This is a genomic window from Flavobacterium aquicola (genome assembly GCF_003385115.1).
GTDB classification, from domain to species: domain Bacteria; phylum Bacteroidota; class Bacteroidia; order Flavobacteriales; family Flavobacteriaceae; genus Flavobacterium; species Flavobacterium aquicola.
The window spans coordinates 214922-241210 of record NZ_QUNI01000006.1 but is presented as its reverse complement, the minus strand read 5'-3'; the positions used below and the strand labels follow the sequence as shown (position 1 = coordinate 241210).

Sequence of the window (26289 nt, the reverse complement as noted above, 5' to 3'; positions counted from 1 at the left end):
CTAATATCGAACCAAACCAATGACCAAAAAAACTTTACTATTACTAGGCTTTATTTTGTTGAAATTTGTTTTGCAATATTCATTGATAAGTTCTGATTACGATTTGCAGCGTGATGAATATTTGCACTTAGATCAGGGCCGTCATTTGGCCTGGGGGTATTTATCGGTACCGCCATTTACTTCTTGGATTTCGTATCTGATTTTGCTTTTAGGCGGCACGGTTTTTTGGGTGAAATTTTTTCCTGCTTTGTTTGGAGCATTGACTATAGTTGTGGTTTGGAAAGCCATTGAGGAATTAAAAGGAAATCTGCCTGCTTTACTATTGGGAGCTGTTTGTGTGTTATTTTCGTCTCTTTTGCGATTAAACATTTTGTATCAGCCTAATTCTTTTGATGTATTGTGCTGGACGGCCGTTTATCTAATGGTGATTAAATACATTAATTCCGAAAATACAAAATGGCTTTTAATTGGAGCAATTGTATTTGCTTACGGTTTTTTAAACAAATACAATATCGGTTTTTTATTCATAGGTATGATTCCTGCATTATTTGTAACGAAACAGCGTAAAATATTTGTTCAGCCAAAATTATATTTAGCGGTTATTTTTGGGCTCTTACTTATTGCACCCAATCTTTTTTGGCAATTTCAAAACAAATTTCCCGTAATTCATCATTTAAAAGAATTGGCAGATACTCAGTTAGTTTATGTAGATAGAGTAGATTTTTTAAAATCACAATTGTTCTTTTTTATAGGCTCTTTTTTAGTCATTGTTTCGGGATTAGCAGCTTTGTTATTCTATCAGCCATTTGAGAAATACCGGCCGTTCTTTTGGTCCATAGTTTTTACACTAATGGTTTTTATGTATTTCAAAGCCAAAGATTATTATGCTATTGGGCTGTATCCTATTTATATCGCTTTTGGTTCAGTTTTTTTAGAAGAAAAATTAAAAAATGGCTGGAAAAGGTATTTATTTTCAGTTTTAATTGTTATTCCGATGCTGATTTTTATTCCGATGTACAAAGCTGATTTTCCAAATAAAAGTCCGCAATACATTGTGAGTCATGCCAAAGAATTTCAGAAATACGGACTGCATCGCTGGGAAGATGGCACAGAACATATACTTCAGCAAGATTTTGCTGATATGGTAGGCTGGAAAGAATTAGCGGTAAAAGTAGATTCGGTCTGCAGGACGATGCCAGATCTTGAGCATACTTTAATTCTTTGTGATAATTACGGACAAGCAGGAGCTATCAATTATTATACTGCTAATAAAAAAGTGATTGCCAGTTCGTTTCATGCCGATTATATCAATTGGCTTCCATTAGATATGAAAATTAAAAATGTCATTTTAGTCAAAGAAAAAGATGATGATGACCCTGATCGAAAAGTTGAAAGACCTCTATTTGATACAGTATATTTAGCAGGAAAGCGAATTAATAAATATTCCAGAGAGACAGAAATTTCCATTTACGTATTAAAAGGAGCAAAAGTTGATGTCAGCAAAAGAATAAAAGAAGAAATGGAAGAGAAGAAAAACTATGATTGACCTTATGGTTTGCAGAATATTTTTCTAATAATTTCTTTTTTTACTGGATTTTACTAAACAAAAGCAAAACCCGACAGTTTCAGCCTGTCGGGTTTTTTATTTAGGTAATGAGGTAAATTAATTTTTCACTTTATGGCTTATTTAATTGTTAGGCTGTAATCTTTTCATGCGATTTTGTAAGCATAATAGGAAGTGTTTTTTACAAAACTCTATCTCAAACATTATTATAACAATATTAAACATTATTTTATATTAGTATAAATACTTAAGTAGTTTTTCTTAGTTTTGTCTCGCGAACAGAATTTGGCCTTTAAATTTTTAGTAATCAAAAGGCAGAATTGAATCAAATTTATTTTCATGAGCAATTTATCACAGTCACACAGAATACTATTTTTAAACACGCTTGCTTTTACAGTCTGTTTTGGATGCTGGACTATAAATGGAGTTTTAGTTACTTTTTTAGTAGATCAGGGAATATTTAACTGGAGTGTTGTCCAGATAGGATGGCTTTTAGGAATTCCAGTACTTACAGGTTCGATTATGCGGCTGCCTATGGGAATTTTAACTGATAAATTTGGTGGCCGAAAAGTGTTTTCGTCTTTGCTTATTTTAGCTTCGATTCCTTTATTTTTATTGCCTTTGGCTACAAATTTTTGGATGTTTGCATTGTTGAGTTTTGCTTTTGGAATGGTGGGAACCGGATTTGCAGTTGGGGTAGCTTATACTTCCCTTTGGTATCCAAAAGAATGGCAAGGGCGTGCTTTAGGTATTTTTGGGATGGGAAATGCAGGGGCTTCGATAACTCCTTTTTTCGGGCCTAGTTTATTGAAATATTTTTCGGAGTCGGATCCAGTAAACGGCTGGAAGTATTTACCAGTAATTTATGGTGCCACGTTATTGATTATGGGGATTGTTTTTCTTCTTTTTTCAAAAACTAAAAAAATAGATACGCCACCAAAAACTGCTAAAGAATTTTTGTATCCACTAAAAGAAGCGCGTGTCTGGCGCTTCGGAACTTATTATTTTTTGTTATTTGGTTCGTTTGTATCCTTCTCCCAATGGCTGTTGCCAAATTTTATGAATGTATACCAGACCACTTTAATTTTAGGAGGTTTCTTTACAACCTGTTTTAGTCTGCCTGGAGGTGTTATTCGCGCATTTGGGGGTTACCTGTCTGATAAATTTGGTGCGCGGAAAGTAATGTATTGGGTCTTGAGCAGTTCGGTAATATTAAGTTTTTTATTATTGTTTCCAAAAATGGATATTAATACTTCTGGTGCTGGTTTATTAGCAGGAAAAGCAGGAGTGGTGACTCAGGTTACGCCATCAAAAATTGTGGTTGGAGGGACAGAATATCAAGTAAATCAAAAAGGCAATAATGCAGAGCAAAGTACGTATTTTCCATCTAAAACTACTTGGCAGGAAGTAGTTGTCGCAGAAAATCAAAAAGTTCAAAAGAAAGATCTAATAGCCACTGGGATTACACAAATACATTTCGATGCAAATATGTGGGTGTATTTATTCTTAGTAATTTTGATAGGAGCCTGCTGGGGAATTGGAGCCGCCGCTGTTTACAAACACATCCCCGAATATTTTCCCACACAAGTAGGAGTTATTGGAGGAATGGTGGGAATGATTGGCGGATTAGGTGGATTTATAGGGCCAATTGTTTTTGGATATTTACTTTCTTTTACTGGTTTTTGGACAAGTTCCTGGATGTTTATTTTTGTGCTGTCATTAGTTTGTTTAATTTGGATGCATCGTATCATAGGAAAAATGTCGAGAGAGAAATTACCCGAAATGGCTCAAGATATGGATAGGAAGCATAAAAAGAAAAAAAATAAAAAGTTTTTGACTGTTGATTATGCTGTGTAATGAGTTTTTATAATTAAAAGACTCAGGAAATAATTTTTGATTTGGCTTTTAATAGAAAAAGAATCGCTATTTATCTTTTTGTAATATTCTTCAGGTGATAAATATCATATTTTAATTATTTTCGGTGAGTTAATTTTGTCCATGTAAATAAAAGACTTTTATATCTTTTATAAGCCGGCAGATTGATTTCAAATTCAATTTCGCATCGGGCAAAATTTAATTCTGAAAAATAAATAAATATGAAAACTTGGCTAGACAAATGGGATCCAGAAGATGAAATTTTCTGGAAAAATACTGGAAGTAAAATTGCATGGAAAACATTAATCATTACAACTTTGTCATTGATTCTTTCCTTTGCTTCATGGTTTATGATGAGTGTAATAGCAGTAAAATTGCCAGGGCTTGGTTTCCCTTTTTCTAAGGAACAGCTTTTTTGGCTGGTGGCAATTCCAGGTCTGGCAGCAGGATTTCTGAGAATTATTCACACGTTTATTCTGCCTATTTTCGGGACAAGACATGTAGTTACTGTGGCAACATTACTTAAATTAATTCCAGCAATTGGGATTGGGTTTGCGGTAATGGATACCAATACTCCATTTTGGGTATTTGTTATTTTGGCTATTACTACTGGTTTTGGCGGAGGAGATTTTTCATCCTTTATGCCTAGCACAAGTCTATTTTTTCCAAAAAGATTAAAAGGGACAGCGTTGGGAATTCAAGCGGGTATTGGGAATTTTGGGGTTAGTTTAGCTCAGTTTATTACTCCGATTATTTTGAGTGTTAGTATATACGGCACCACTTCTGTATTTACAAGTATCGATGCCAAAGAAACACAGAAAGTTTTAACTGACTCAACAGTTGAAAAGCAAAAAGAAGTTTTTGCTGCTTTGGATGCCAAAACGCAAAATAAAATTTTGGCTACTGTAAAGAAACCAGTGCTTGATTCTGTTGTTGCAGCTACAAAATCAAATCAAAATTTTGAAATTTTTTCTGCATTACCACTGAATGAGAAATCTAAAGTGATTGCAAATGCAAATCCTAAATTAGCTGAAAAAATATTAAACAAAATTAGCCCCAAAAATGAAGCGGTAAATAAAAGGAGTATCTATATTCAATCTGCAGCATTCTGGTACATTGGTTTTCTGTTGGTTTTGGCCGTTGTAAGCTGGTTTTATTTGAAAAGCATCCCTATGCAGGCCTCTATAAAAGAGCAGCTGGATATTTTTAAAAACAAGCATACTTGGTACTGTACTATTACTTATGTAATGACTTTTGGAACATTTGCAGGTTTGTCAGCAGCATTTCCGTTAATGATTAAATTTTTATATGGTGATTTTCCAAATGCTCCGGATCCATTGGTGTATGCTTTTTATGGTCCTCTGATTGGTTCTGCGAGTAGGGTTTGTTTTGGTTTTGTTGCCGATAAAGTAGGAGGTGCTATACTGACAACTATTACTGGAGTTGGAATCTTAGCCGGTGCTGTTATACTGGTTACACAAGGTTTGGTTGCGCCAACAAGTTTGGATCAGTTTCCAATGTTTGTGGGAGTAATTCTAGTAATGTTTTTCTTTACAGGAATTGGTAATGCGGGTACTTTTAGACAGTTTCCTATAATATTTTCAGAGAATCAGCGTCAGGCTGCGGGAGTGATCGGATGGACTGCTGCAATTGCTGCTTTTGGACCTTTTATCTTTTCAAAATTAATTGGAAACAATATCACGGCAAACGGAACTGTAAATCAATTTTTCATTGGGCTGATTCTTTTTACTATCTTAGCTACTGCTGTCAATTGGTGGTTTTATAATCGTAAAGGATGCGAGAAGCCAAGTTAAGTGTTTTTGACCACTGAAATTTATTACAAAATGGTTCATATTAGTTTAATTTGTTACTGTTTGACAGACTTTATTATTGTAACATAATTAAATTGATTTGTGTTTCTAAAATCACTTAAGTATTTTTACTTAGTATTTATTTTGCTAATTTTACAAAAAATAAAACGGTTTTTAAGAATTGGATCCAATTAGTTTAAAACTGTATTAATTTTACAATATATGAAAAACAAAACCTATAACATCAAAGCTTTATTGATTGCAGCATTGCTTTCAATATTTATGATTGCTTTAGTTTTTTTTGGTTCAAGAAAACTGCAGAATTTTGATGCTGCATTGGTGACTTACTTGTTTGGGACGGTATTTGCTTTTTTTGGAATTGTATATCGATATACAGTTTGGCTGCAAAGACCGCCGACCTGGATTTATTTCAAACGTGGAATTACGTATTTAATAACAGGAAAAGTGTTTTCTCATTTTTGGTTTGCCACAAAGGAATCAGTTGAGAATATTGCCTTCCAAAAATTTATTTACCCAAGAGGGAAATACCGCTGGATGGCTCACTTTATGATTGCTGTGGGTTGTACTTCTGCATTTTTAATAACGATACCGCTAACTTTTGGCTGGATCAATTTCGCAATGGCTCCCAATTCTATTTCAGTATATGAAGCCTATTTTTTTGGGTTTAAAGTGATGGATTTTAATCTGGATTCGATAACAGCATTTTTAACTTTTCATGCATTGAACTGGTCTTCGTACTTGGTTATTTTTGGTTCTCTTTATTATTTGAGAAGACGTTTGACTAATCCAGGATTAATTGCGACACAGTCTTTTGAAGGAGATTTGTTGCCGCTCATTTTATTGATTGCAATTTCGGTTACTGGATTGGGACTGACTTATTCGTATCAATTTATGAAAGGTTTGGCTTTTGACTTTTTGGCAGTTTTACATGCTGTTACGGTAATTATGTTTTTGATTTGGATTCCATTTGGAAAATTTTTCCACATCATTCAGCGTCCTGCTCAAATTGGAGCGCATATTTACAAAAAGCAGGGGATGAAAATGGGAATGGCCGTTTGTCCGCATACTGGCGAAGAATTTACTACCAATTTACATATTAAAGATCTAAAAGCAGTGACTAAAGAATTAGGTTTTAATTTTGATAAAGAAGACGGTACGTCACATTTGGATTTAAGTCCGGAAGGGAAAAGATCTCGTTTGGCACAGGCGCATTTGAAAGCAAGACAGCAAGGCGGAAATTTATTCGGTTAGATAAAAAAAATATAAACATGGCAAAATTACCTGTTTCAGAAGAAAATATTGTTACACTTTTTGGACCGCACAAAAATTATAGCCCAAAAGAAGGCTATGAGGGAAGAGACGAACCAGATCAATTGGTAAAAACACATTGTTGTTTTTGTGGCATGCAATGCGGTATTCAATTATCTGTAAAAGAAAATAAAGTGGTAGGTTTTGAACCTTGGATGGAATTTCCTTTTAATGAAGGACGTTTGTGTCCAAAGGGAGTGCAGCGTTATTTGCAAAACAATCACCCAGACCGCTTATTATCGCCTTTGAAAAGAGTCGAAGGACAAGGATTTGTACCATTGGATTGGGAACAAGCAATGACCAAAACGGTTTCGGAAATTCAACGTATTCAGAAAGAATATGGTAATGATGCATTTTCGATGCTTTCGGGAGTTTCACTGACTAACGAAAAAAGTTACCTAGTTGGTAAATTCGCTCGTGTAGCATTAAAAACCAAAAATTTAGATTACAATGGCCGTCTGTGTATGGTGAGTGCCGGTGCAGGGAATAAAAAAGCTTTCGGTTTGGATAGAGGGTCTAATAATTATTCGGATTTAGAATATGCCGAAGTAATTATTGTGGCTGGAGCGAATATAAGTGAAACCTTTCCAACATTAACGCATTGGATTTGGAAAGCTAGGGATCGTGGAGCCAAATTAATTGTAATTGACCCAAGGATGATTCCGCTGGCCAGAACTGCGGATATTCATTTGGATGTTCGTCCTGGGACAGATTCTGCTTTGTATGGTGCAATGCTTAAATATCTTGTGGATCATGACATGCTGGATCATGATTTTATTGATAATCATACTTCCGGATTTCAGGAAACTTTGGATGCTGTAAAGGATAATACGCTTGAATGGGCAGAAGAAATTACAGGAATTAAAAAAGAAAAAATTGAAGCTGCAGCTAAATTATGGGGTAAAGCCAATACCAGTTTTTTACTTCATGCCCGCGGAATAGAACACCATTCCAAAGGAGTAGATAACGTTTTGGGATGTATCAATTTGGTTTTGGCGACAGGTAGAATTGGAAAACCGTATTGCGGTTATGCAACAATAACCGGTCAGGGAAATGGTCAGGGAGGTAGAGAACATGGACATAAATGTGATCAATTGCCAGGAAATAGAGATATAGAAAACCCAGAACATCGTAAATATATTTCGGAAGTTTGGGGGATTAATGAGAAAGATTTACCAGGTAAGGGTTTGTCTGCTTATGAAATAATTGAAGCTATTCATAGGGGTGAAATCAAGGGATTAATATCTATTTGTTTCAATCCGCTGGTTTCTTTGCCGAACAGTAATTATGTCCGTGAAGCTTTGGAAAAATTAGAGTTTTATGTATGTATTGACTTTTTCTTAAACGAAACGGCTCGTCATGCAGATATTATTTTCCCTGGTTCTTTGCAGGAAGAAGAGGAAGGAACAACGACTTCTGCCGAAGGAAGAGTAATCCGTATTCGTCAGGCGGTAACACCTCCTGGGGATGCTAGAACGGATACTTCTATTATTTTGGAATTAGCAAAAAGATTAGGGGTTAAGGATAAATTCACTTATGACAAAAGTGAAGATATTTTCAACGAACTGCGTGTGGCTTCTAAAGGCGGAACTGCCGATTATTTTGGAATTACATATAAGAGAATTGAAGATGAAATGGGAGTCTTTTGGCCTTGTCCAGAAGAAGGTCATCCAGGAACACCCCGCTTGTGGGAAGATAGAAAGTTTAAAACACCAGATGGGAAAGCACATTTTAATCCGGCACCTTACAAACTTCCAGGCGAAGTAACCGATGCTGATTATCCGGTGATTTTAACAACAGGGCGTGTAGTTTCTCAGTATTTAAGCGGTACACAGACCCGTAGAATCGGAAAATTAGTAGATCAATATCCAGAGCCTTTATTGGAAATTCATCCCAATTTGGCAAAACAATACGGTATACAGCAAAGAGAATTAGTTAAGGTTTCCAGCCGAAGAGGAGAAGGAATCTTTCCAGCTAATATTGTAGAAACGATTCGTGAGGATACTGTTTTTATTCCATATCACTGGTCTGGAAAAAAATCTGCAAATCAATTGACACCTGGGACATTAGATCCTATTTCAAAAATACCTGAATTTAAGGTTTGTGCCTGTCATTTGGAACCGCTCAGGGAAATAGCACCGCCTTCAAATGAATCTATGGCTTATGCTAGTATTTAATTTATAAAAGCGACGAATGAATTATACTAATTTCAATATACACGAAGAGTTTTTTGTAGATATGCAGCGCTGCATTGGCTGTAAAGCTTGTGAATTGGCTTGTGCAGAGTGTGAGACGAATGGCCAGGAATCAATGATTCATGTTAATTATGTAGATCGGGCTTCGACAGTTCAAACTACAGTACAGGTTTGTATGCATTGTGATGATCCTGTATGTGCGAATGTCTGCCCAGCTGATGCAATTTCTAAAGATGAATTTGGGATCGTTCATACTGCAAATACGGAGCGCTGTATAGGGTGTTCTAATTGCGTTATGGCTTGTCCTTTTGGTGTACCCAAAAAAGAAGAATCTTATGATTTGATGATGAAATGTACTATGTGCTACGATAGAACCAGTGTAGGGAAAAAACCTATGTGTGCTACGGTTTGTCCAAGCGGTGCTCTGTTTTACGGTACTAAAGATCAAATACAGGAAATGCGCCCGAATAGTACACCAGTAAATACTTTTGTTTTTGGACAAGAGATTGTGAATACGAAAGTGAATATTATGATGCCGAAAGGAAGTACTGAATTGATTATCTTTTAAAAAAAAAAGACTTATGTCGAAAGAAGAAAATATAAATAAAAATTGGAGTAAGGATTTTCCAATAGAAAAACAGCAGGCAATAAATGTCAGCCGACGTGATTTTGCTAAATTTTTAACCTTGGTTTCAGGCGGATTGATGGTAGGAAGCGGTCTTGTGGCTGTCAAAGGTCATCTTTATCCAAAGGAAGAAGTAAAGGGAGAGCATTTTGTCTGCAATAAGGAAGAAGTTCCGTTAGGAGGTACTCGTGCATTTGTAATTGAAGGCAGTACAATTCCTTATATTTTAATTCATTTGGAATCGGGGGAGTTTAAAGCTTACGAGCAAAAATGTACACATCTTTCCTGCTCTGTTTTCTATAAACCAGGTACTGGAATAATTCACTGTCCTTGTCATGAAGGTAATTTTAATGCCAAAACAGGAGATGTCATTTCAGGGCCGCCACCAAGACCTTTGCCTATGTTAGATGTTTTTTTTAAAGGCAGTGCGGTATATGTTAAGGCAGTAGAAGAAACGGTAGGATAAACTAATAAAATAAAACAGTATGAGTAATTTTAGAAGAGGCCAGAATCAATCCAATCCCAATAAATTGAATGTAATACTTTCGACTTTAATCTTTATATTAATTCTAAACGTAACGGTTCAGATTTGGCTGTTATATGCTGCTTTAAATAACGCGTTGGAAAATAATAAAGAAATTCTAATTCCCGCGTTTGTGGCTTCTTTGGTTTTATTTTTAGTAGGTTTTGGTCTCTTGTACTATTTACCAACAGGTAATAAAAGACAATAAAATATTATAATTTTTTCGAAGCAAATTTAATAAATCCACCTGCATTCCCATTACGGTCAATAGACTGCTGAACGATAAGGCTTCCAATATTTGTCATGTTATTCAGTTCGTATAAATCTTTGCTGACACTATAATTCTGAATTTTTTCTTCGATTTCATTTTGCAGGTTTTTCAGTTCTTCATTGGCTTTTAATAGATCCAGATCAAATCTAACTATTCCAGCATTCTGGCGCATCAGCAATTGCAGTTTTGCTTTTGTTTGTGCAATATATTGGGGTGCAATTTTATCTTTAGACTGGTTTGGCCATTCAGAAATAGTGCTGACAGTTTTTGAAGCGATAAAAGGATTTTCTGCCAAGTAATGATATATTTTATCCGAATAAACCAAAGCTTCTAAAAGTGAGTTTGAAGCTAGTCTATTGGCACCGTGCAGACCTGTTCGAGAACATTCTCCGCAGGCAAATAAATTTTCTATTGATGTTTTTCCGTTGATGTCTACCACAATGCCACCACATAAATAATGCTGGGCAGGAACAACTGGAATCCATTCTTTTTCAAGATCAATTCCCACTTTTTTGCAGTGGTTGTAAATCATTGGAAAATGTTTTTTGAATCCTTCCATTTCCAAATGCGTGCAGTCTAAATACACACATTCATCACCCGATTTTTTGAGTTCCAAATCAATGCTCTGCGAAACAATATCTCTTGAAGCTAAATCGCCTCTTGAGTCATAATTAAGCATAAATAAATCGCCTTTTTTGGTTCTCAAATGAGCGCCAAAACCGCGGACAGCTTCGGATATTAAAAATTTGGACCCTGGAGAATCATCGTATAAAGCTGTTGGATGAAACTGGATAAACTCCATATCTTGGATTACCGCATTGGCACGATACGCCATTGCTATTCCATCTCCTGTTGCTATGATTGGGTTGGTAGTATGTCCGTATAGATGACCGATACCGCCAGTTGCAAGTAAAGTAAAATCAGACTGATACGTGATGACTTCGTTTGTCTTTTCGTCCAAAGCATACGCACCTACGCAGCGATGATCTTGTGTAATCAATTCCAGAGCAAAGTGATGATCCAGAACATTTATATTTTCTTTTTGCATTACCTGTTCCAAAATGGCACGCTGAATCTCATGGCCGGTCTGGTCTTTGTGATGCACAACTCTGTTTTCAGAATGGCCTCCTTCTTTGCCTAAATCAAAAGTTCCTTTGGCATTTTTATCAAATTGGGCTCCCCATTCGATTAGTTCTTTTAATCGTTTTGGTCCTTCGGTAACAACCATTTTAACTACGGCTTCGTCACACAATCCATCTCCGCAAATCAGAGTGTCCTCGATATGTTTTTGATACGAATCTTCAGTCTTGTCGGTAACAATAGCGATACCGCCTTGAGCGTATTTAGTATTGGACTCGTCTGCGTTTGCTTTGGTGATAATGGTGATGGTTCTCTCAGGAAAACGGTTGGCCATTTTTAAGGCAAATGTCAGACCCGCAACTCCGGAACCTATAATTAAATAATTGGTTGTGATCATTCTTATGATAATTCGAGCATGCGTTCGATAGGGATTAATGCTTTTTCTCTAATGTCATCGGGAACATTAACTTCGGGAGTTTCATTCAGTAAGCAGTCGTACACTTTTTGTAATGTATTCATCTTCATGTATCCGCATTCACTGCAGGCACAGGTGTTGTCTTCATTTGAAGGTGCCGGAATCAATATCTTGTTAGGCACTTCCTGTTTCATTTTATGCAGAATACCAGCTTCAGTAGCTACAATGAATTTGTTGCTCGGATTGGTTTTTACATAATTAATCATCCCTGCGGTAGAACCAATGTAATTAGCAGTTTTCAATATATGCGTTTCCGATTCTGGGTGTGCAATGATTTGAGCATCCGGATTTTGTTTGTACAAAGCAACCAGTTTGTCTAGTGAAAATGCTTCGTGAACGATACAGGAACCGTCCCAAAGCAGCATTTCTCTACCGGTTTGCTCCATTACATATTTTCCTAAATTTTTATCAGGAGCAAAAATAATAGGTTTGTCCAAAGGGATAGATTCTACAATTTTAACAGCATTAGACGATGTAACGACAATGTCTGTCAGTGCTTTAACTTCGGCAGAACAATTTACATAAGTTATAACAATATGATCGGGATGTGCCTCCGTAAATTTTTTGAAATCTTCTGGAGGACAAGATTCGGCTAGTGAACAGCCTGCTTTCAAATCCGGCAGAATTACTTTTTTAGTAGGGTTTAATATTTTGGCAGTTTCGGCCATAAAATGAACTCCTGCAAAAAGTATAATATCGGCATCTACTTTCATCGCTTCCTGAGATAATCCCAAGCTGTCCCCAACATAATCTGCCACATCTTGTATATCGGCTTCTTGATAATAATGCGCTAGAATTACCGCATTTTTCTCTTTTTTTAATTCCAATATACGCTCTTTAAGACTTTTCATTTTTTAGAAACTTTAATAGTGTTTTTTTAATTGAGATTAATTCTATGCAAATATAAGGTAAAACTTTGAAGCTGCACGTGTGTTCTAGCTTTCTAAAAGTCTCAAAAAAAATGTTTTTGTTAAAAAAAACAACTTTTCAGGTTTTTGCAACCAGCAAATTTAAAGGGATATGTTTCATTTGAACATGATATTTATCAGGTTTTAAGCGGATGAGTATTGTGATATTTGCACAAAGTTTTAAACCAAAAATTTACATTTATGAACGCTAAAAAACAACTGCATAATTTCCATATTCCTGTGATGGGACTGGCCTATACGATTGATAGTCCAATTCGTGTTGCTCAGTATGGAATTTCATCTGTAGTATCAATTATAGATGATGATTTGATTGAAAGAATGAACGCTTTTTACAGCGAAAAATTCAAAATGCCGTATCAGGAAATCACAGAAAAGATCCATGATTATCGTGCTGAACGTGTGACTTCCTACTTGAATCTGATGGATACTATCGTTAAAGACAAATTCGAAAAATTCAAGGTAGAACTGACTGAAAGCAAGCAGGCTTTGGAAAATTACATCGCAATGCTTCCTAATAAATCGGAGATTAAAAAAGGGCTGCAGCATTTTATTGATGAAGGAATTACTTTCAAGGATACCATCAAAAAATATATCGAAGAAAATCTTTCTCCTGGTGAAATTGATGTGAATATCATGACCAAAGTCGATAAAGATAATTTCATAAAAGACGAACAGTTACCGGTTGAATTTAATGATGCTCATGCTTCATTACGCGGATTTGCTAACAGTAATCTGTCTTCATCAGTGGTGCTTTCTGCGGGAATGAATCCGAGATTGTATGCTTATTTTGAAAACTTCCCCGTTTTTTATCCGGATGCCAATAATAAACTGCAAAAGAAAATTATCCTTAAAGTGAGTGATTTTCGTTCGGCAATGATTCAGGGAAATTTCCTGGCCAAAAAAGGACTTTGGGTTTCTGAATATCGAATCGAATCAGGGTTAAACTGCGGAGGACACGCTTTTGCTACCGACGGATATTTGCTGGGACCAATTTTGGAAGAATTCAAACAAAAGAAAGAACAGTTAATCCAATCGGCTCACGAGCTGATGGTGAAATCATTGGAAATAAAAGGACTGCACATTCCTGAAACTCCATTAGAACTAAAAATTACAGTTCAGGGAGGTGTTGGTACTGCCGAAGAGCATGACTTTTTACTAGAACATTATCAAGTAGATTCTGTGGGCTGGGGTTCACCGTTTTTATTGGTTCCCGAAGCCACTTCTGTTGATGCCGAAACTCGAGCATTATTAGAAAAAGCAAAAGAGGACGATTTTTATTTGAGTCATATTTCTCCTTTGGGAATTCCGTTCAACGCTGTAAAAGGAACAACGAATGAGTTTTTTAAACAAAAGAGAATTCAAGAAGAAAAAGCGGGAAGTTCCTGTCCGAAGAAATTCTTGGCTTTGAGCAAAGAATACGGTCCAAAAGGAATGTGTCCGGCATCTAAATCGTATCAAGATTTAAAACTTGAAGAATTAAATGCTGTAAAAGATTCATTGACTGCAGAAGCTTTCGACAGAAGAAAAAACAGTATCACAGAGAAATCGTGTCTTTGCGTAGGTTTGGCAAATGCTTCTTATCTTGAAAACAATTTAAAAATAAAAGGACAGCAGCAGGGAGTTGTTATCTGCCCAGGTCCAAATTTGGCTTATTTTGACAAAGAAGTTTCGCTTTCGGATATGGTAAAACACATTTATGGAAATGCTTCTGTGCTTGGGAACAAAGAGCGTCCTAATGTTATTATCAACGAATTGAAAATGTACATGGATTATCTGAAAAACGAAATCAATGAATTTTCGGAGCAGATTACTGTGGCACAAACAAAAAAACTGAAAGCCTTCAAAACTAATCTGAATGAAGGAATTGAATATTATCAGTCTTTAATGGCTTCTAATAATTGGTTTGAAAAAAGCAGACAAAATATTGAAAAGCAACTGAAACAATATAAAGACGAACTGCTGGAACTCTGCATTCCGGAGCAGATTCCTGCTATAGCAGTTTAAACAGAAAGAGGCTTGATTCAGATCAAGCCTTTTTTTATGGCAATTTTTTAAGATGTTTTATTTTGAAAACTAATTGAGGTGTATTAATCTTTAAAAAGCGTTTCACCTTTAACTAACCAGGCAAAACCAAAACTTTCAATAGCCAAGGTTTCCATCCAAAACGTTAACGGAAATGTTTTGAAACAGCTCGGAGGTATTATTTTAAATGAACCAGCCAATAATACTATCAAAGCCAAAAGCATCAAAACACCGCAGACTCTGTAAATTCGGTTTCTGATCTTTTTTTGAGTTCCTCTTTTGCTTGCTGATTTGTCTGATTTTGTGAACAAAAAGAAAGACATGTAGGAGAGGCATAAAAAAAACAAAGCAGCAGCTGTATAATGAAAATACAATCTAAAATTACTTATTGGTAAAATCGTAACAGCATATTTTTTAGCAGGATCTCCGCATATATCCGTGATGTTACTGGTAGGAAACAAAACGGCCAGCAAAGCAAAAATCCCTGCAGATAACGAAATATAAAAGTCAGCAGGCTCTTTGCCCTTATAAACAATCAGAAAAAAGGCTAGAAGGCTTAAAACAATCACAAAAATACTGCCAACGCGGGTATAGTAATAATGGCTGATAGATTCCAAAGGATATTGCAGACCATTGTCAAGATACAGGAACCCAAATAACAGTAAAGGCAAAGCCATTCCCATGATACCAATAATCTTCCGGAGAGTCAGACTATTGGTGAGCCAAATTGTATTATCGTCTTCGTAATCTATTTTTAAAACTGAATTTAAATCAGATGGCGTAGATTTGGTCATGATAAATGAGGTTTAAGTTTTGTTACTCAATATATCATGTAAATATAAGATTACTTTATTAATACCTCAAAAAGGTATCACTAGTTTTTATACCTAGAGCTAATTCTTCTAGATTGGTATTCTCAAGCATAAAAGCTAATTCGCTTCGAATTGACTTAAATTTTTCATGCATCGGGCAGGGATGGTTATCAGAACAATGTGCGAGACCTAAACCGCAGCCCGTAAAAACGCGATCCCCTTCCAGGGCATTCACGATTTGTGCTAGTTTAATGTCTTTCATTAGTTCTCTTGGAATCTCGAAGCCGCCACCAACTCCTTTTATGGAATTTATAATATTGTCTTTCGATAAAATTTGAAGAATTTTGGCCGTAAAAGCTTCTGGTGAATCAATCTTTTTGGCAATGTCTTTGAGTCCAACTCTTTTGTTTTGATAAGACTCTGAAGCGATGAAAATCGTGGCTCGAATGCCGTATTCGCAGGTTTTGGAAAACATAATCGGTTTTTTACAAATTTAAGAAATTAGTTCCAAACTCTCTAGAAATTACCCTAAAGGTTTGGGTGTTTTTTGAATAAAAATCATCATTTGTGCGTGTCCCTTCGTGAAAAACTCAGGGTCGGGTTTTACGTTCCCGCTTCCCGATGAAAAATCGGGAGAGCTCCACTGCAACCCCTCACGCGGGTAACTGCAAGAGTAGAAATTCAGTTGTTAATTCAAGATTAGAGACCTCCAAAACGCACAAAAGAACCCAAAATTAGCATCACAACACCAATGAGCGTAACCGAAAGAATATGGAAAGTCATTTCTGGCAGTTTACTAGAATCGGTTTTCAGTTTTGGCAATACGCGAAATTGAGCACTCAACGCAAAAAGCACAGTCAGAAATAGCAAAAGCAGTTTGGTAGAAACCACTTTTTCTATCGGTGTGGCAAATTGAAACCAGTAGTCGATGCTTACGCCATATTTGTAAGCCATCATAATTCCAGTGGTTACCAATAAAACCAGCGAAGTCATTCCCACCGGTTCGTACTTTCGTTCATAGTCGAGAATTATATTTTGGTTTTTCTCTTTCAGTGCTTTTGGCAAATGCCCAAAAACCAGCAACAAATGCCCTCCCACCCAAATGGAAGCGCATATAAGATGAATGATTAACAATAAATGGTGGTTCATATCGTATTTTGGTTTAAGTTTTAAAAAAAATATATAAGTGATATAAGTTTTTTCTTTTTTAGTAGGTGATTTTTTTTACCATATAAGGTATATAAGGACATTCAAGTTTTTTTTCAAATCGCTTATATGGAACTTAAATGCCTTATATGGTTGATTTTTATTTTTAAAATACCGATTGTCAGAAACAAAAGTCCCACGGGCAAAAAGATACTCACTAAAAATAAATTTAGATAATAATTAGGAAGCGATCCTTTGTTCAGGAATAGCCAAATGCCTTGGAGAAACAGTAATATTTCAGTTGCCACAAATCCGAGCAGAAATAGATTCATTCCCCATTTTTGAATAAAACTTTTCGGGTTTAAAAAACTATTTTGAAAGGCAAATCCAAACAAAAAACCAGTAATAATTCCCAACATTGTCAAGTGAATATAACCAATCACAAAATTCCGAATCTGATGGGATACCTGCGCCAGTTCAGGAACCAAAACCACCAGCTGAATGATGATTTTTAAAACCAATGAAAACAAGGCAAATCCGTAAACGGTTTTTACCAAAGCAGAAAGATTGGAAAAGAACGTTTGCAATTGTGATTTGACGACCTGAATAAAAAGTACCGCCGAAACCAACTGTAACACAACGCCAATTGCGTTTATCCAATGAAAAATAGGATTGGACAAATACCAGCTCACTGGCAAGGCCAATGTCAATACCGTAGAACAGACGAATAAATTATAAATTAAGCTGAATTTTTTAACATCAAAAGTGAGTTTTGCCTGCTTGAAAAACAAAGCCAAAACCGCAAATAAAAACCAACCGTTAAACTGAAAATGAAGGAAAAACTGAATCGCAATTTGATAGAACGCACTTGCTTTTCCCAACAATCCAACCGCAGGGCCTAGACACCAAACACCAACGGTGGATAAAAGCATGAAAAACAAAGCGGTTTTCAGCATCTTTTTTTCAGGCAAAGTGGTGGGTTTGGCATCTTTCCAAACCAAATAACAGAACCAGTAACTGCAAAAAATGTGCAAAGTCGAGAAAAGGATCGAAGCAAAGGCATATCCCTGCGCTGGAAAATCAATCATCATCCCGATTACTGCGATTTCCGTCACCCAAAACAATTTGTTGTAAATGGGTTTTTCTTGAGCTTTTTCGGGGATAAAAGAGTAAAATATCAGGCAATAAAGCATCATATACACCCATCCCAGCATTGCAACATGCGAATGCCCGTGCATCAAAAACTGAAAATTGACGCCTTCAATTGGGGCAACATACATCCATCGCAACAATAATCCCATTAGCGAAGCAATGAAAAAGTTAGCAAAAGTACAGAGCAACCAACTCTTCTTCATAATTTTAAAGGATTTTAATTTTTGATGTTTAAAAGTATGTATTTATGCTTTAAATGAAAAAAAGCGAATATTCATCTAAATAGGCAAGAATCTCTTTTCTAAATTCTGCTTTATTGGAATCCTCAAGGCTGTCTATTTTTTGCTTTAACGGAATCAAGTAGTTGTGTAATTGATTATGGGCTTCACCTTTCATTGTACATTTTTTAAAAATCAAGGTAAACTCTGAATTCAATTTTTCTTTCAAAATCGATGCACTTTCTTCTTGACTTGATTCCAAAATTATTTTTTGCAAAGCATTAATCCCTGCAGTAGTTTCTGGGTTGGCTTTCCATAATTGGCCTTTATTCAAGCTCACTTTTGCACCTGTTTCTGTATGTTTTTCCGAAACTGGTTTTACTGTAGTTACTTTTTTAGCTATTTTATCTTCTTTGTTTTGGCATGATATGATAGATATAATAGCCAAGAAAAATAGTATAAGTTTTATTTTTTTCATTTTATTAAATTTTAGTTCCAAAAATTAGCACTTTCATTTTCTACAAAAGCGTCTTTGGAATGAACTTCTTCAATTGTTTCCAATTGTTCTTTTGTGGCCGATTTTTGAATTTCAGCAAATAAAATACGTTCTTCAAAACGAATATGAGCTTCAAGTTCTTTCTCAATACATTTTAAATTGGTATCCAAATCTGAAGTGCTTTCGAATAAATCTCTCAAACGTTTGTGTTCTTTCAATGCTTGCTGAATGAGTTCATTATCTGCATCTAGAATAGAAAAAATGTATTTTTCTTCCAATTCAAAATGCTCTTGAAGATGATTTTTATAAAACCAATCAGTATATTCCTTGATGCGTTGCAGTTCGATATTTTTTGCGATTCCTGTTTTAATTTTCCAACAAAGAAGCAAAGCATGATGATGATCGTGACTAAACGGCTTTAATTCAGGGGCTCTTTTTATGGGTGTAGTTGATTTCATTTGATTAAAATTTAAGCATTTCGGCATTATAAAAATAATGCATTTGTTTTAGGGATTATCCTCTAAAATGCACTTTGATTTTTTCTGTTGAAAGGTTTTCGTTTTCCAAATCCCTAAACGAATGCCCTAGTTTTTCAATCGTTGGCGCTTCATTCCTAAAATGCTGAATATAGTAATTTCCGGAATAACCGATGTTTTCCAAATAGGAAATCATCTGCTGAATGTCGTTTTTCTTCAATAAATCGGAATGTACCGTTGTGCGGACTTCAAACGAAACTTTGCTCTCAAGCAATAAAAGTAGTGACTTTTCGAAAGGAATAAAAAGATCTGACTGTGTTATCTTTTCAAAGTTTTCAGGCATTGCCTTGAAATCAAGCGCAATATAATCGACAAATTTTTTATCGATGAGTTCTTTGAGTATTTTGGGCTGAGAGCCGTTGGTATCGATTTTGACCAAGAATCCCATGTTCTTGACATCTTCAATGAAGGCGACGCTTCTTTTGTGCAGTAAACATTCGCCACCGCTAAAGACGACAGCGTCCAGCAGATTTCTTCTGTTTTTTAAAAATTGGATTGCATTTTCGAATGAAATAATTCCTTTTCCAAAAACAATTTCGGGATTGTAGCAATAAAGACACCGCATATTACAGCCTGCAAACCAAAGAATGCAAGCTGATTTGTGCGGATAATCCAATAAAGTGAAAGGTGTTAAGCTGTAAATGGGCCTAACAGCACTTTCCTTCTGTAAAATGAGTTCGTTGTCTGTGTTCACCTTTTTTTCCTATGTTAAAACTTTCTACGGGTCTGTGATAGCCCATTACTCGTGTGTACACTAAGCATTTAGTGCGTAGTTCTTGATTTTCTTCTAGAATCTGCTTGGCTGTTATTTTCATATAAAATTGGTTTAAATGTTTAAGAGTTTAAATTGTTTAAGATTTACCGCAAGGTTCGCAAGGGATTACGCAAAGGGCGCAAAGCTTTGCGTTCATTGCGCTTCCTTTGTGCCCTTTGCGGTTAAGAAACATAGTTGCTTTTCGCTTTTTCCTCAATGATGGCTTCATCACATTTTGGACAATATTCATGTTCGCCGTTCAGATAACCATGTACGGGACATACACTAAACACTGGCGTTACGGTAATGTACGGCAATCTGAAATTGGTAATCACCTTTTTGACAAACTGCTTGCAGGCTTCGGGGGAGCTTATTTTTTCGCTCATGTACAGGTGCAAAACCGTTCCTCCGGTGTATTTGCACTGCAGTTGATCCTGTAGCATCAAGGCTTCGAAAGGATCTTGTGTGAAATCCACAGGAATTTGGGAACTATTCGTGTAATAAATATTGTCCTGTTGTCCTGCCTGAATAATGTCGTCATAACGTTTTTTGTCTTCTTTAGCAAAACGGTAGGTCGTTCCTTCGGCGGGAGTGGCTTCAAGATTGTATAGATTTCCGGTTTCTTCTTGGAATTCTTTCATTCGGTTGCGAATGTGATCCAGAATTTCAGAAGCAAATTCAATACCCGTTTCAGATGTTACATTGTCTTCGTCATTACTGAAATTTTCAATCATTTCGTTCATTCCGTTCACGCCGATGGTCGAAAAGTGGTTTCTGAAATGTTCCAAGTAACGTTTAGTGTACGGGTACAATCCTCGGTCGTACATCTCTTGGATAAATACCCTTTTTTTCTCCAAAGTCGATTTGGCGATATATAAAAGATGATCCAATTCGGTGTATAATTTCCCTTTATTTCCTTTGTTCAAGTAACCCAAACGCGCCATGTTGATGGTTACTACGCCAATGCTTCCAGTCATTTCGGCACTTCCAAAAAGTCCGTTACCGCGTTTCAATAATTCCCGCAAATCCAATTGCAGGCGACAGCACATACTGCGGACAGCATTGGGTTTGTAGGCATTCTCATTTTCAATTTGGTTTCCGTTTTCATCTAAAACATATTGGCTTCCGATGAAATTCTGGAAATAGGAAGAACCTATTTTGGCGGTATTTTCAAAAAGCAAATCGGTGTTTTCTCCATCCCAGTCAAATGCCTCGGTAATATTCACCGTTGGAATAGGGAAGGTGAATGGCTGTCCATTGGCATCGCCTTCGGTCATTACGGTGTAATACGCCTTGTTGATGAGATTCATTTCTTTCTGGAAATGCTCATAACGTAAGTCGGTTACTTTGGACACACCCCTTTTTTTGGCTCTGACCAATAAGTCAGAAGTAATGCATTCTTCAAAGATATGATGGTCATTTTTGGTAGGAATCTGTACTTTTAAATCATCAGGAACGATCCAGTCCAAAGTGATGTTGGTAAAAGGCGACTGCCCCCAGCGCGCGGGAACATTCAGATTGTAAACAAAACCTCTGACCGCTTTTAAAACATCTTCAAAACCCAAATTATCTTTGAAAACATAAGGAGCCAAATACGTGTCAAACGAACTGAAAGCCTGCGCTCCAGCCCATTCGCTCTGCAAAATCCCAAGGAAATTCGCCATTTGCCCCAATGCCTCTCTAAAATGGGATGGAGGTTTGCTTTCTACACGGCCTCTTACGCCGTTAAAACCTTCGTTGAGCAGTACACGTAAACTCCAGCCAGCACAATAGCCCGTAAGGCAATCCAAATCATGAATGTGAATATCACCGTTGCGGTGCGCATAGCCTTCTTCCTTGGTATAAACTTTGTCAAGCCAATAATTGGCAATAATTTTTCCCGCAACATTGTTAACCAAACCCGCATTGGAATACGAAGTATTCGCGTTGGCATTGATTCGCCAATCGGTCTGTTCAATGTATTCCTCTATTGTCTGAGAACTGTCCACATAAGTAGTGTCATCATTCAATCCCTGTACATGTTCGCGCTGTAACTTCCTCGTGTGACGGAAGAGCATGAAAGAACGCATGACATCAAAGTATTTCTTTTCGTATAATTTCTTTTCAATCATGTCTTGTATTTCCTCAACAGTCCAGACTTCTTCAGCTTCGAGCTGAATAATAATATTTTCAAAAACACTTTCATCAACAACTGCAGAGACGCTTTTGAAACTTTTTTCAATGGCATCTTTAATTTTATAACTCTCAAATGGCTTGTATTTACCATTTCTCTTTATTACATAGTTCTCCATAGTTGTTGATTTTTTAGTGTTTGACATAGTTTATGATTGTGCCGAAAATTCCTTTTCGAGTTTAGCTGCTTTTGGGAATAAAATGTTGTTTTCCAAATGGATGTGTTTGTGCAGATCCTGTTCAAATTCCTGTAACATGGCAAATGTTACTTTATAAGTATTACATGCGTCAGATGGCGGTGTATAATCGTTGCTTAGTGATGCTATTTTTCTAAAACGTTCTCCTTCAGCATCATGTTCGTGCATCATCATTGCGATTGGATTTTCAACAGTTCCAAAATGTGGCTGTTCAATTAATTCATCAGAAATAGTGGCACGAACCATTTTTTTGACAAAAGGAAACAGAATCAGTTCTTCTTTTTTCATGTGCTGTGCCAATTCTCCTGCGCATCCTTTAAAGAGTTCATTTATTTCCAATAATTCAGGATGATTTGCTCCGTGCACTCTGCTCAGTTTGTCTAAAAATTGAAGAAGTGTTGGTGTTTTTTCTGACACATAACGATGATGTGTTTTCTCAATATAATCCGCTAATAAATCAATTGGCCAAGAATTAAAATCAATTCCCGAATCACTTTTTCGAGACAAAATAGTTTCAATTTCTTTCAATAAATCATCAGGATTAACTGATTTTTTTTCACATGCTTCTTCAACACTTCTGTTGCCGTTACAGCAAAAATCGATGCCGTATTTTGAAAATAAAGCTGCAGTTCTAAAATCTTTTGCTACATATTCACCTATTGTAATTTTTTCTAAAGTTTCCATATTGTTTTTTTTTTTATTTAAAATTTATAGGCACAAAAATAGACACTATTTTAATAAAAGACAAATTTATCCTTAATTAATTTTATTATTTAAAATTTTTTATAAATGCTTGAAGGTTAAAATAATGAGATTGCAGGGGTTCTCCTTTTTTGACTTTGTAATTTTACGACTAATTGAAAATTCGGAACATGATTTTTATCATATTCTGACTTCAACTTAAGAACATTTTTATGTTGAAAACTCCTAAAATCTATATTCATAATCAGTTGCGCTGCAATTTTTTTTTATAGAGCACTCAAATTATTTTTTTTGAAATAAATGACAAATATCATGATAAAAGACAAAAATATCTTTTATATTTGCGATCAAATAAAAGACAATCTTATCCTTTATTAAAAAATAACATTTTACTAACTAACAAAAACAGATTATTATGCTTTCAAAATCACAAGCACGGGCATTTTTTCTGGGAGGAACATTGGTCACCTTTTTAATCTTTATCGGATTGACCATTTATTCGTTTATGCCCAGAAATGATCAGACAAATTACAAGGCGATTGACAAACAGGTCGTAAGAGGAAAAGAAATTTGGGAACACAACAATTGTATGGGGTGCCATACCATTATGGGTGAAGGAGGCTATTATGCACCGGAATTGACAAAAGTTATCGACCGCAGAGGTGAGGGTTACGTTAAGGCCGTACTGATGTCACCTGTGCCTTGGGCGCCAAACGGACGAAAAATGGTAGTCTATAATATGAATGAAAAAGATGCCGATGCTGTTGTAGCGTACCTCAAATGGATTGGAAAAATCGATTTGAACGGGTTTGACCGAGTGGTTTCTCCATTATCTAAAGATGAATAATTAAAATATAAGAAGATGAAATATAAATCACAAAAAGTAGCCTACTGGTTTTTTGCACTCTGTATGCTGTTGTTCTCACTGCAGATTGTCTATGGCTTTATTATGGGCTTTGACCGAATCGGGGTTCAAGGACTGCATGATATTATCCCTTTTAACGTAGCCCGTGCGGTTCATACTAATTTATTGGTGGTTTGGTTGTTGACTGGTTTCATGGGAGCCGCATATTACATTATCCCCGAAGAAGCACAGCGCGAACTGATTAGTGTAAAATGGGCGTATGTACAATTAATTTCCCTTGCCGTTGTTGGCGTAATTGCCATCGTTGGATTTCACCTGAACCATTGGGAAGGAAGAAAATTTCTAGAAATTCCGAGAGAATTAGATTTCTTGGTTGTTGTCAATGTATTGCTGTTTTTAGGATTGATTCTGGGAACACTTTTCAAAGGAAAACGCAAAACTACAACTGCACTGGTATTGACAATGGGATTGTTATTCGCAGCTTTATTGTATCTGCCAGGAATGATTTGGTTCGACAGTCAGGTGATGGATTCCTTCTTCCGTTGGTGGGTAGTTCACTTGTGGGTTGAAGGTGTTTGGGAGCTAATTATGGGAGGTATTCTTTCCTATTTATTAATCAAATTGACGGGTGTTGACCGCGAAGTTATCGAAAAATGGCTGTACGTAATCGTTGGTTTAACATTTCTTTCGGGAGTATTGGGAACAGGACACCATTATTACTACATCGGAGTGAACAAAATTTGGTTAATCGTGGGCGGAATTTTCTCAGCCTTGGAGCCGTTGGCTTTCTTGGGAATGGCATTGTTTGCAGTAAATATGTACCGCAAAGGTGAAAAAAGCCACCCGAACAAAATTGCCTTATTCTGGACAATCGGTTCTTCAATAGTATCGTTTGTTGGAGCTGGATTACTAGGTTTTGCACACACTTTACCACAGACAAACCTTTACACACACGGAACTTTGGTAACCGCAATGCACGGACACTACGCTTTCTGGGGCGCTTATGCAATGATTGTTTTGGCAATAATCAGTTACGCATTACCGAATTTAACCGGACGTAAAAGATACCAAAGCGCAACTGGAATGGCCGCTTTTTGGCTATCAAATGTTGGGATGCTGGGAATGACGGTCGCCTTTGGAGTTGCTGGAGTCGTACAGGTATATTTGGAGCGAAAAATGAAAATGGAATTTATGGTCGTGCAGAACGAAATCAGCATTCACTTCGTAGTATTACTGATCTGCGCAACGATGTTCGCCACCGGAATCTGCATGTTCATCTATGATTTCATAAAATACGGGAGACCAACGGATGAAGCTTTAGAAACTAAGTAAAAGCAATTTAGTTTGATGATTGGGGCGTGACCACGTTGTGAAAAGGGGCCAGCTTATAGTACCGCTTATACGGCCCCTTTCCACAACGCAGTCGGGCTATCCGTGCTACTTCGGTAGCCAGCTTCTATCCCTCACGCGGGTTTAGTGGTTTCAGGAAATTTTGTTAATACTAACAGGTTTTACATCCTAACAGGTTTCCAAAACCTGTTAGGTTTAAAAAAACAGACAACAGCTAATTCCTTTTCAGTTGATACCTAACAGGTTTTGAAAACCTGTTAGGATACAGGAAACACAAAATAACTAACCTGCCTTTTTTTCCAACCGGAACGTTCATACAAAAGTTTTAGACTTCCATTTCCTCAAAAAACAATTGTTTAACGTTTCGGTTTTTTTCAAAAAAAATAAAAAAATATGTTAGCAGATACTTTAACAATAGCACCTTATTACCACACTGTCGGCAAAGAAGTGGAAGTTTTTGAGCATTCTTACAAAAACAAAATTCCCTTTTTGCTAAAAGGTCCAACAGGAACCGGAAAATCCCGTTTTGTGGAATACATGGCACATCAGTTGGATAGAAAATTGATAACGATTAGCTGTCATGAGGAAACTTCCTCCACCGATTTGATTGGCCGATTCATCATCAAGGGAGCCGAAACTATTTGGCTTGACGGCCCTTTGACCACTGCAGTAAAGGAAGGTGCAATAATCTACCTTGATGAGGTTGCCGAAGCGCGTCCTGACGTGATTGTGGCGATTCACTCCCTGACCGATCACCGCCGAGTGCTTTTTATCGACAAGCTTGGCGAAACCATCAAAGCGCACGATGATTTTATGCTAGTGGCCTCTTTCAATCCTGGTTATCAAAGAGGTTTTAAAGAATTGAAACCTTCGACAAGACAACGTTTCATTGCCGTTTCTTTTGATTATCCCGAGCCGAAAATCGAAGCCGAAATTTTGGTCAACGAAACAAATATTGACCACGACACCGCCAAGAAATTGGTAGCCATAGCTAACAAAATCAGGAATTTAACCGAATTAGGCTTGACCGAAACGGTTTCTACACGACTTCTCGTCGATGCAGGGAAAATCATCCACAGCGGATTACCCAAACGATTGGCAGTTCACGTTGCCGTTGTCGAGCCATTAACGGATGATTTACAAACGTTGGAAGCACTGAAGGATTTGTGCAATTTGATGATATAATTTAA

24 protein-coding genes are annotated in these 26289 nt (G+C 36.5%); 12 read left to right on the top strand and 12 right to left on the bottom strand.

Features of this window, described 5'->3' with window-relative positions:
- Positions 1 to 19 precede the first annotated feature (19 nt).
- The 8 genes from C8P67_RS12405 (at position 20) to C8P67_RS12370 (ending at position 10130) form a co-directional block, all read left to right on the top strand.
- Positions 20 to 1546: a glycosyltransferase family 39 protein gene (locus C8P67_RS12405; protein WP_115813489.1), complete on the top strand. Its 1527-nt coding sequence runs from the start codon at positions 20 to 22 to the stop codon at positions 1544 to 1546.
- A 357-nt stretch (positions 1547 to 1903) separates the two neighbouring features.
- Positions 1904 to 3421 carry an MFS transporter gene (locus C8P67_RS12400; RefSeq protein WP_115813488.1) on the top strand — a complete coding sequence of 506 codons (1518 nt, stop codon included), beginning with the start codon at positions 1904 to 1906 and terminating at the stop codon, positions 3419 to 3421.
- 239 nt (positions 3422 to 3660) lie between these two features.
- The gene (locus C8P67_RS12395) at positions 3661 to 5253 is read left to right on the top strand and encodes a magnesium transporter MgtE N-terminal domain-containing protein (RefSeq protein ID WP_115813487.1); all 1593 of its coding nucleotides are present in this window, start codon (positions 3661 to 3663) and stop codon (positions 5251 to 5253) included.
- A gap of 219 nt (positions 5254 to 5472) precedes the next feature.
- On the top strand, positions 5473 to 6522 hold the full coding sequence (locus tag C8P67_RS12390; RefSeq protein WP_115813486.1) for an MFS transporter: 1050 nt from the start codon (positions 5473 to 5475) through the stop codon (positions 6520 to 6522).
- Positions 6523 to 6539: 17 nt separating this feature from the next.
- Positions 6540 to 8756 (top strand): molybdopterin oxidoreductase family protein, encoded by a 2217-nt coding sequence (locus C8P67_RS12385; RefSeq protein ID WP_115813485.1) that lies wholly within the window; start codon positions 6540 to 6542, stop codon positions 8754 to 8756.
- Between the two features lie 16 nt (positions 8757 to 8772).
- On the top strand, positions 8773 to 9342 hold the full coding sequence (locus C8P67_RS12380; RefSeq protein WP_115813484.1) for a 4Fe-4S dicluster domain-containing protein: 570 nt from the start codon (positions 8773 to 8775) through the stop codon (positions 9340 to 9342).
- A 13-nt stretch (positions 9343 to 9355) separates the two neighbouring features.
- A complete protein-coding gene (locus C8P67_RS12375; protein ID WP_115813483.1) occupies positions 9356 to 9865 on the top strand; it encodes a Rieske (2Fe-2S) protein in 510 nt (169 codons plus the stop codon).
- Positions 9866 to 9884: 19 nt separating this feature from the next.
- Positions 9885 to 10130: a DUF6755 family protein gene (locus tag C8P67_RS12370; RefSeq protein ID WP_115813482.1), complete on the top strand. Its 246-nt coding sequence runs from the start codon at positions 9885 to 9887 to the stop codon at positions 10128 to 10130.
- A 4-nt stretch (positions 10131 to 10134) separates the two neighbouring features.
- Here the strand turns inward: C8P67_RS12370 and nadB are convergent, their stop codons facing one another.
- Together nadB and nadA are read right to left on the bottom strand one after the other, a co-directional pair.
- A complete protein-coding gene (gene nadB, locus C8P67_RS12365) occupies positions 10135 to 11670 on the bottom strand; it encodes an L-aspartate oxidase (protein WP_115813481.1) in 1536 nt (511 codons plus the stop codon).
- Positions 11671 to 11672: 2 nt separating this feature from the next.
- A complete protein-coding gene (gene nadA / locus C8P67_RS12360) occupies positions 11673 to 12599 on the bottom strand; it encodes a quinolinate synthase NadA (protein ID WP_115813480.1) in 927 nt (308 codons plus the stop codon).
- 258 nt (positions 12600 to 12857) lie between these two features.
- Here nadA and C8P67_RS12355 point away from each other — a divergent pair, with 258 nt between their 5' ends.
- On the top strand, positions 12858 to 14681 hold the full coding sequence (locus tag C8P67_RS12355; protein ID WP_115813479.1) for a hypothetical protein: 1824 nt from the start codon (positions 12858 to 12860) through the stop codon (positions 14679 to 14681).
- Between the two features lie 83 nt (positions 14682 to 14764).
- Here the strand turns inward: C8P67_RS12355 and C8P67_RS12350 are convergent, their stop codons facing one another.
- The 10 genes from C8P67_RS12350 to ric all read right to left on the bottom strand — a co-directional run bounded on the left by C8P67_RS12350 (position 14765) and on the right by ric (position 22866).
- Positions 14765 to 15493 (bottom strand): hypothetical protein, encoded by a 729-nt coding sequence (locus C8P67_RS12350; RefSeq protein ID WP_115813478.1) that lies wholly within the window; start codon positions 15491 to 15493, stop codon positions 14765 to 14767.
- Between the two features lie 58 nt (positions 15494 to 15551).
- Positions 15552 to 15986, bottom strand: coding sequence for an RrF2 family transcriptional regulator (locus C8P67_RS12345; protein ID WP_115813477.1), 435 nt, complete (start codon positions 15984 to 15986; stop codon positions 15552 to 15554).
- A gap of 224 nt (positions 15987 to 16210) precedes the next feature.
- Positions 16211 to 16660, bottom strand: coding sequence for a CopD family protein (locus C8P67_RS12340; RefSeq protein ID WP_115813476.1), 450 nt, complete (start codon positions 16658 to 16660; stop codon positions 16211 to 16213).
- A 122-nt stretch (positions 16661 to 16782) separates the two neighbouring features.
- Positions 16783 to 18012: a hypothetical protein gene (locus C8P67_RS12335; RefSeq protein WP_115813475.1), complete on the bottom strand. Its 1230-nt coding sequence runs from the start codon at positions 18010 to 18012 to the stop codon at positions 16783 to 16785.
- Between the two features lie 49 nt (positions 18013 to 18061).
- Positions 18062 to 18505 carry a hypothetical protein gene (locus C8P67_RS12330; protein WP_147298230.1) on the bottom strand — a complete coding sequence of 148 codons (444 nt, stop codon included), beginning with the start codon at positions 18503 to 18505 and terminating at the stop codon, positions 18062 to 18064.
- An 11-nt stretch (positions 18506 to 18516) separates the two neighbouring features.
- Complete coding sequence (locus C8P67_RS12325) at positions 18517 to 18981, bottom strand: hemerythrin domain-containing protein (protein ID WP_115813473.1); 465 nt, start codon at positions 18979 to 18981, stop codon at positions 18517 to 18519.
- Positions 18982 to 19036: 55 nt separating this feature from the next.
- Positions 19037 to 19753 carry an anaerobic ribonucleoside-triphosphate reductase activating protein gene (locus C8P67_RS12320; protein ID WP_317125451.1) on the bottom strand — a complete coding sequence of 239 codons (717 nt, stop codon included), beginning with the start codon at positions 19751 to 19753 and terminating at the stop codon, positions 19037 to 19039.
- Positions 19707 to 19874: an anaerobic ribonucleoside-triphosphate reductase gene (gene nrdD / locus C8P67_RS22440; RefSeq protein WP_115813472.1), complete on the bottom strand. Its 168-nt coding sequence runs from the start codon at positions 19872 to 19874 to the stop codon at positions 19707 to 19709. The genes C8P67_RS12320 and nrdD overlap by 47 nt, the downstream gene beginning before the upstream one ends.
- Before the next feature lie 121 nt (positions 19875 to 19995).
- Entirely contained in the window at positions 19996 to 22131 is a 2136-nt protein-coding gene (locus C8P67_RS12310; protein ID WP_245980438.1) for a ribonucleoside triphosphate reductase, read from the bottom strand.
- Between the two features lie 3 nt (positions 22132 to 22134).
- Complete coding sequence (gene ric, locus C8P67_RS12305; protein ID WP_115813471.1) at positions 22135 to 22866, bottom strand: iron-sulfur cluster repair di-iron protein; 732 nt, start codon at positions 22864 to 22866, stop codon at positions 22135 to 22137.
- Positions 22867 to 23299: 433 nt separating this feature from the next.
- On the opposite strand from ric, the gene C8P67_RS12300 reads away from it, so the two are divergent.
- The 3 genes from C8P67_RS12300 to C8P67_RS12290 all read left to right on the top strand — a co-directional run bounded on the left by C8P67_RS12300 (position 23300) and on the right by C8P67_RS12290 (position 26284).
- The gene (locus C8P67_RS12300) at positions 23300 to 23731 is read left to right on the top strand and encodes a c-type cytochrome (RefSeq protein ID WP_115813470.1); all 432 of its coding nucleotides are present in this window, start codon (positions 23300 to 23302) and stop codon (positions 23729 to 23731) included.
- Positions 23732 to 23746: 15 nt separating this feature from the next.
- Positions 23747 to 25081, top strand: coding sequence for a cbb3-type cytochrome c oxidase subunit I (locus C8P67_RS12295; protein ID WP_115813469.1), 1335 nt, complete (start codon positions 23747 to 23749; stop codon positions 25079 to 25081).
- Between the two features lie 411 nt (positions 25082 to 25492).
- Positions 25493 to 26284, top strand: coding sequence for a CbbQ/NirQ/NorQ/GpvN family protein (locus C8P67_RS12290; RefSeq protein WP_115813468.1), 792 nt, complete (start codon positions 25493 to 25495; stop codon positions 26282 to 26284).
- Positions 26285 to 26289 lie beyond the last annotated feature (5 nt).

Coding starts and splice junctions, on each gene's coding strand:
- C8P67_RS12405 (WP_115813489.1), top strand. CDS start 20: ATGACCAAAAAAACTTTACTATTACTAGGCTTTATTTTGTTGAAATTT.
- C8P67_RS12400 (WP_115813488.1), top strand. CDS start 1,904: ATGAGCAATTTATCACAGTCACACAGAATACTATTTTTAAACACGCTT.
- C8P67_RS12395 (WP_115813487.1), top strand. CDS start 3,661: ATGAAAACTTGGCTAGACAAATGGGATCCAGAAGATGAAATTTTCTGG.
- C8P67_RS12390 (WP_115813486.1), top strand. CDS start 5,473: ATGAAAAACAAAACCTATAACATCAAAGCTTTATTGATTGCAGCATTG.
- C8P67_RS12385 (WP_115813485.1), top strand. CDS start 6,540: ATGGCAAAATTACCTGTTTCAGAAGAAAATATTGTTACACTTTTTGGA.
- C8P67_RS12380 (WP_115813484.1), top strand. CDS start 8,773: ATGAATTATACTAATTTCAATATACACGAAGAGTTTTTTGTAGATATG.
- C8P67_RS12375 (WP_115813483.1), top strand. CDS start 9,356: ATGTCGAAAGAAGAAAATATAAATAAAAATTGGAGTAAGGATTTTCCA.
- C8P67_RS12370 (WP_115813482.1), top strand. CDS start 9,885: ATGAGTAATTTTAGAAGAGGCCAGAATCAATCCAATCCCAATAAATTG.
- nadB (WP_115813481.1), bottom strand. CDS start 11,670: ATGATCACAACCAATTATTTAATTATAGGTTCCGGAGTTGCGGGTCTG.
- nadA (WP_115813480.1), bottom strand. CDS start 12,599: ATGAAAAGTCTTAAAGAGCGTATATTGGAATTAAAAAAAGAGAAAAAT.
- C8P67_RS12355 (WP_115813479.1), top strand. CDS start 12,858: ATGAACGCTAAAAAACAACTGCATAATTTCCATATTCCTGTGATGGGA.
- C8P67_RS12350 (WP_115813478.1), bottom strand. CDS start 15,493: ATGACCAAATCTACGCCATCTGATTTAAATTCAGTTTTAAAAATAGAT.
- C8P67_RS12345 (WP_115813477.1), bottom strand. CDS start 15,986: ATGTTTTCCAAAACCTGCGAATACGGCATTCGAGCCACGATTTTCATC.
- C8P67_RS12340 (WP_115813476.1), bottom strand. CDS start 16,660: ATGAACCACCATTTATTGTTAATCATTCATCTTATATGCGCTTCCATT.
- C8P67_RS12335 (WP_115813475.1), bottom strand. CDS start 18,012: ATGAAGAAGAGTTGGTTGCTCTGTACTTTTGCTAACTTTTTCATTGCT.
- C8P67_RS12330 (WP_147298230.1), bottom strand. CDS start 18,505: ATGAAAAAAATAAAACTTATACTATTTTTCTTGGCTATTATATCTATC.
- C8P67_RS12325 (WP_115813473.1), bottom strand. CDS start 18,981: ATGAAATCAACTACACCCATAAAAAGAGCCCCTGAATTAAAGCCGTTT.
- nrdD (WP_115813472.1), bottom strand. CDS start 19,874: ATGAAAATAACAGCCAAGCAGATTCTAGAAGAAAATCAAGAACTACGC.
- C8P67_RS12310 (WP_245980438.1), bottom strand. CDS start 22,131: ATGTCAAACACTAAAAAATCAACAACTATGGAGAACTATGTAATAAAG.
- ric (WP_115813471.1), bottom strand. CDS start 22,866: ATGGAAACTTTAGAAAAAATTACAATAGGTGAATATGTAGCAAAAGAT.
- C8P67_RS12300 (WP_115813470.1), top strand. CDS start 23,300: ATGCTTTCAAAATCACAAGCACGGGCATTTTTTCTGGGAGGAACATTG.
- C8P67_RS12295 (WP_115813469.1), top strand. CDS start 23,747: ATGAAATATAAATCACAAAAAGTAGCCTACTGGTTTTTTGCACTCTGT.
- C8P67_RS12290 (WP_115813468.1), top strand. CDS start 25,493: ATGTTAGCAGATACTTTAACAATAGCACCTTATTACCACACTGTCGGC.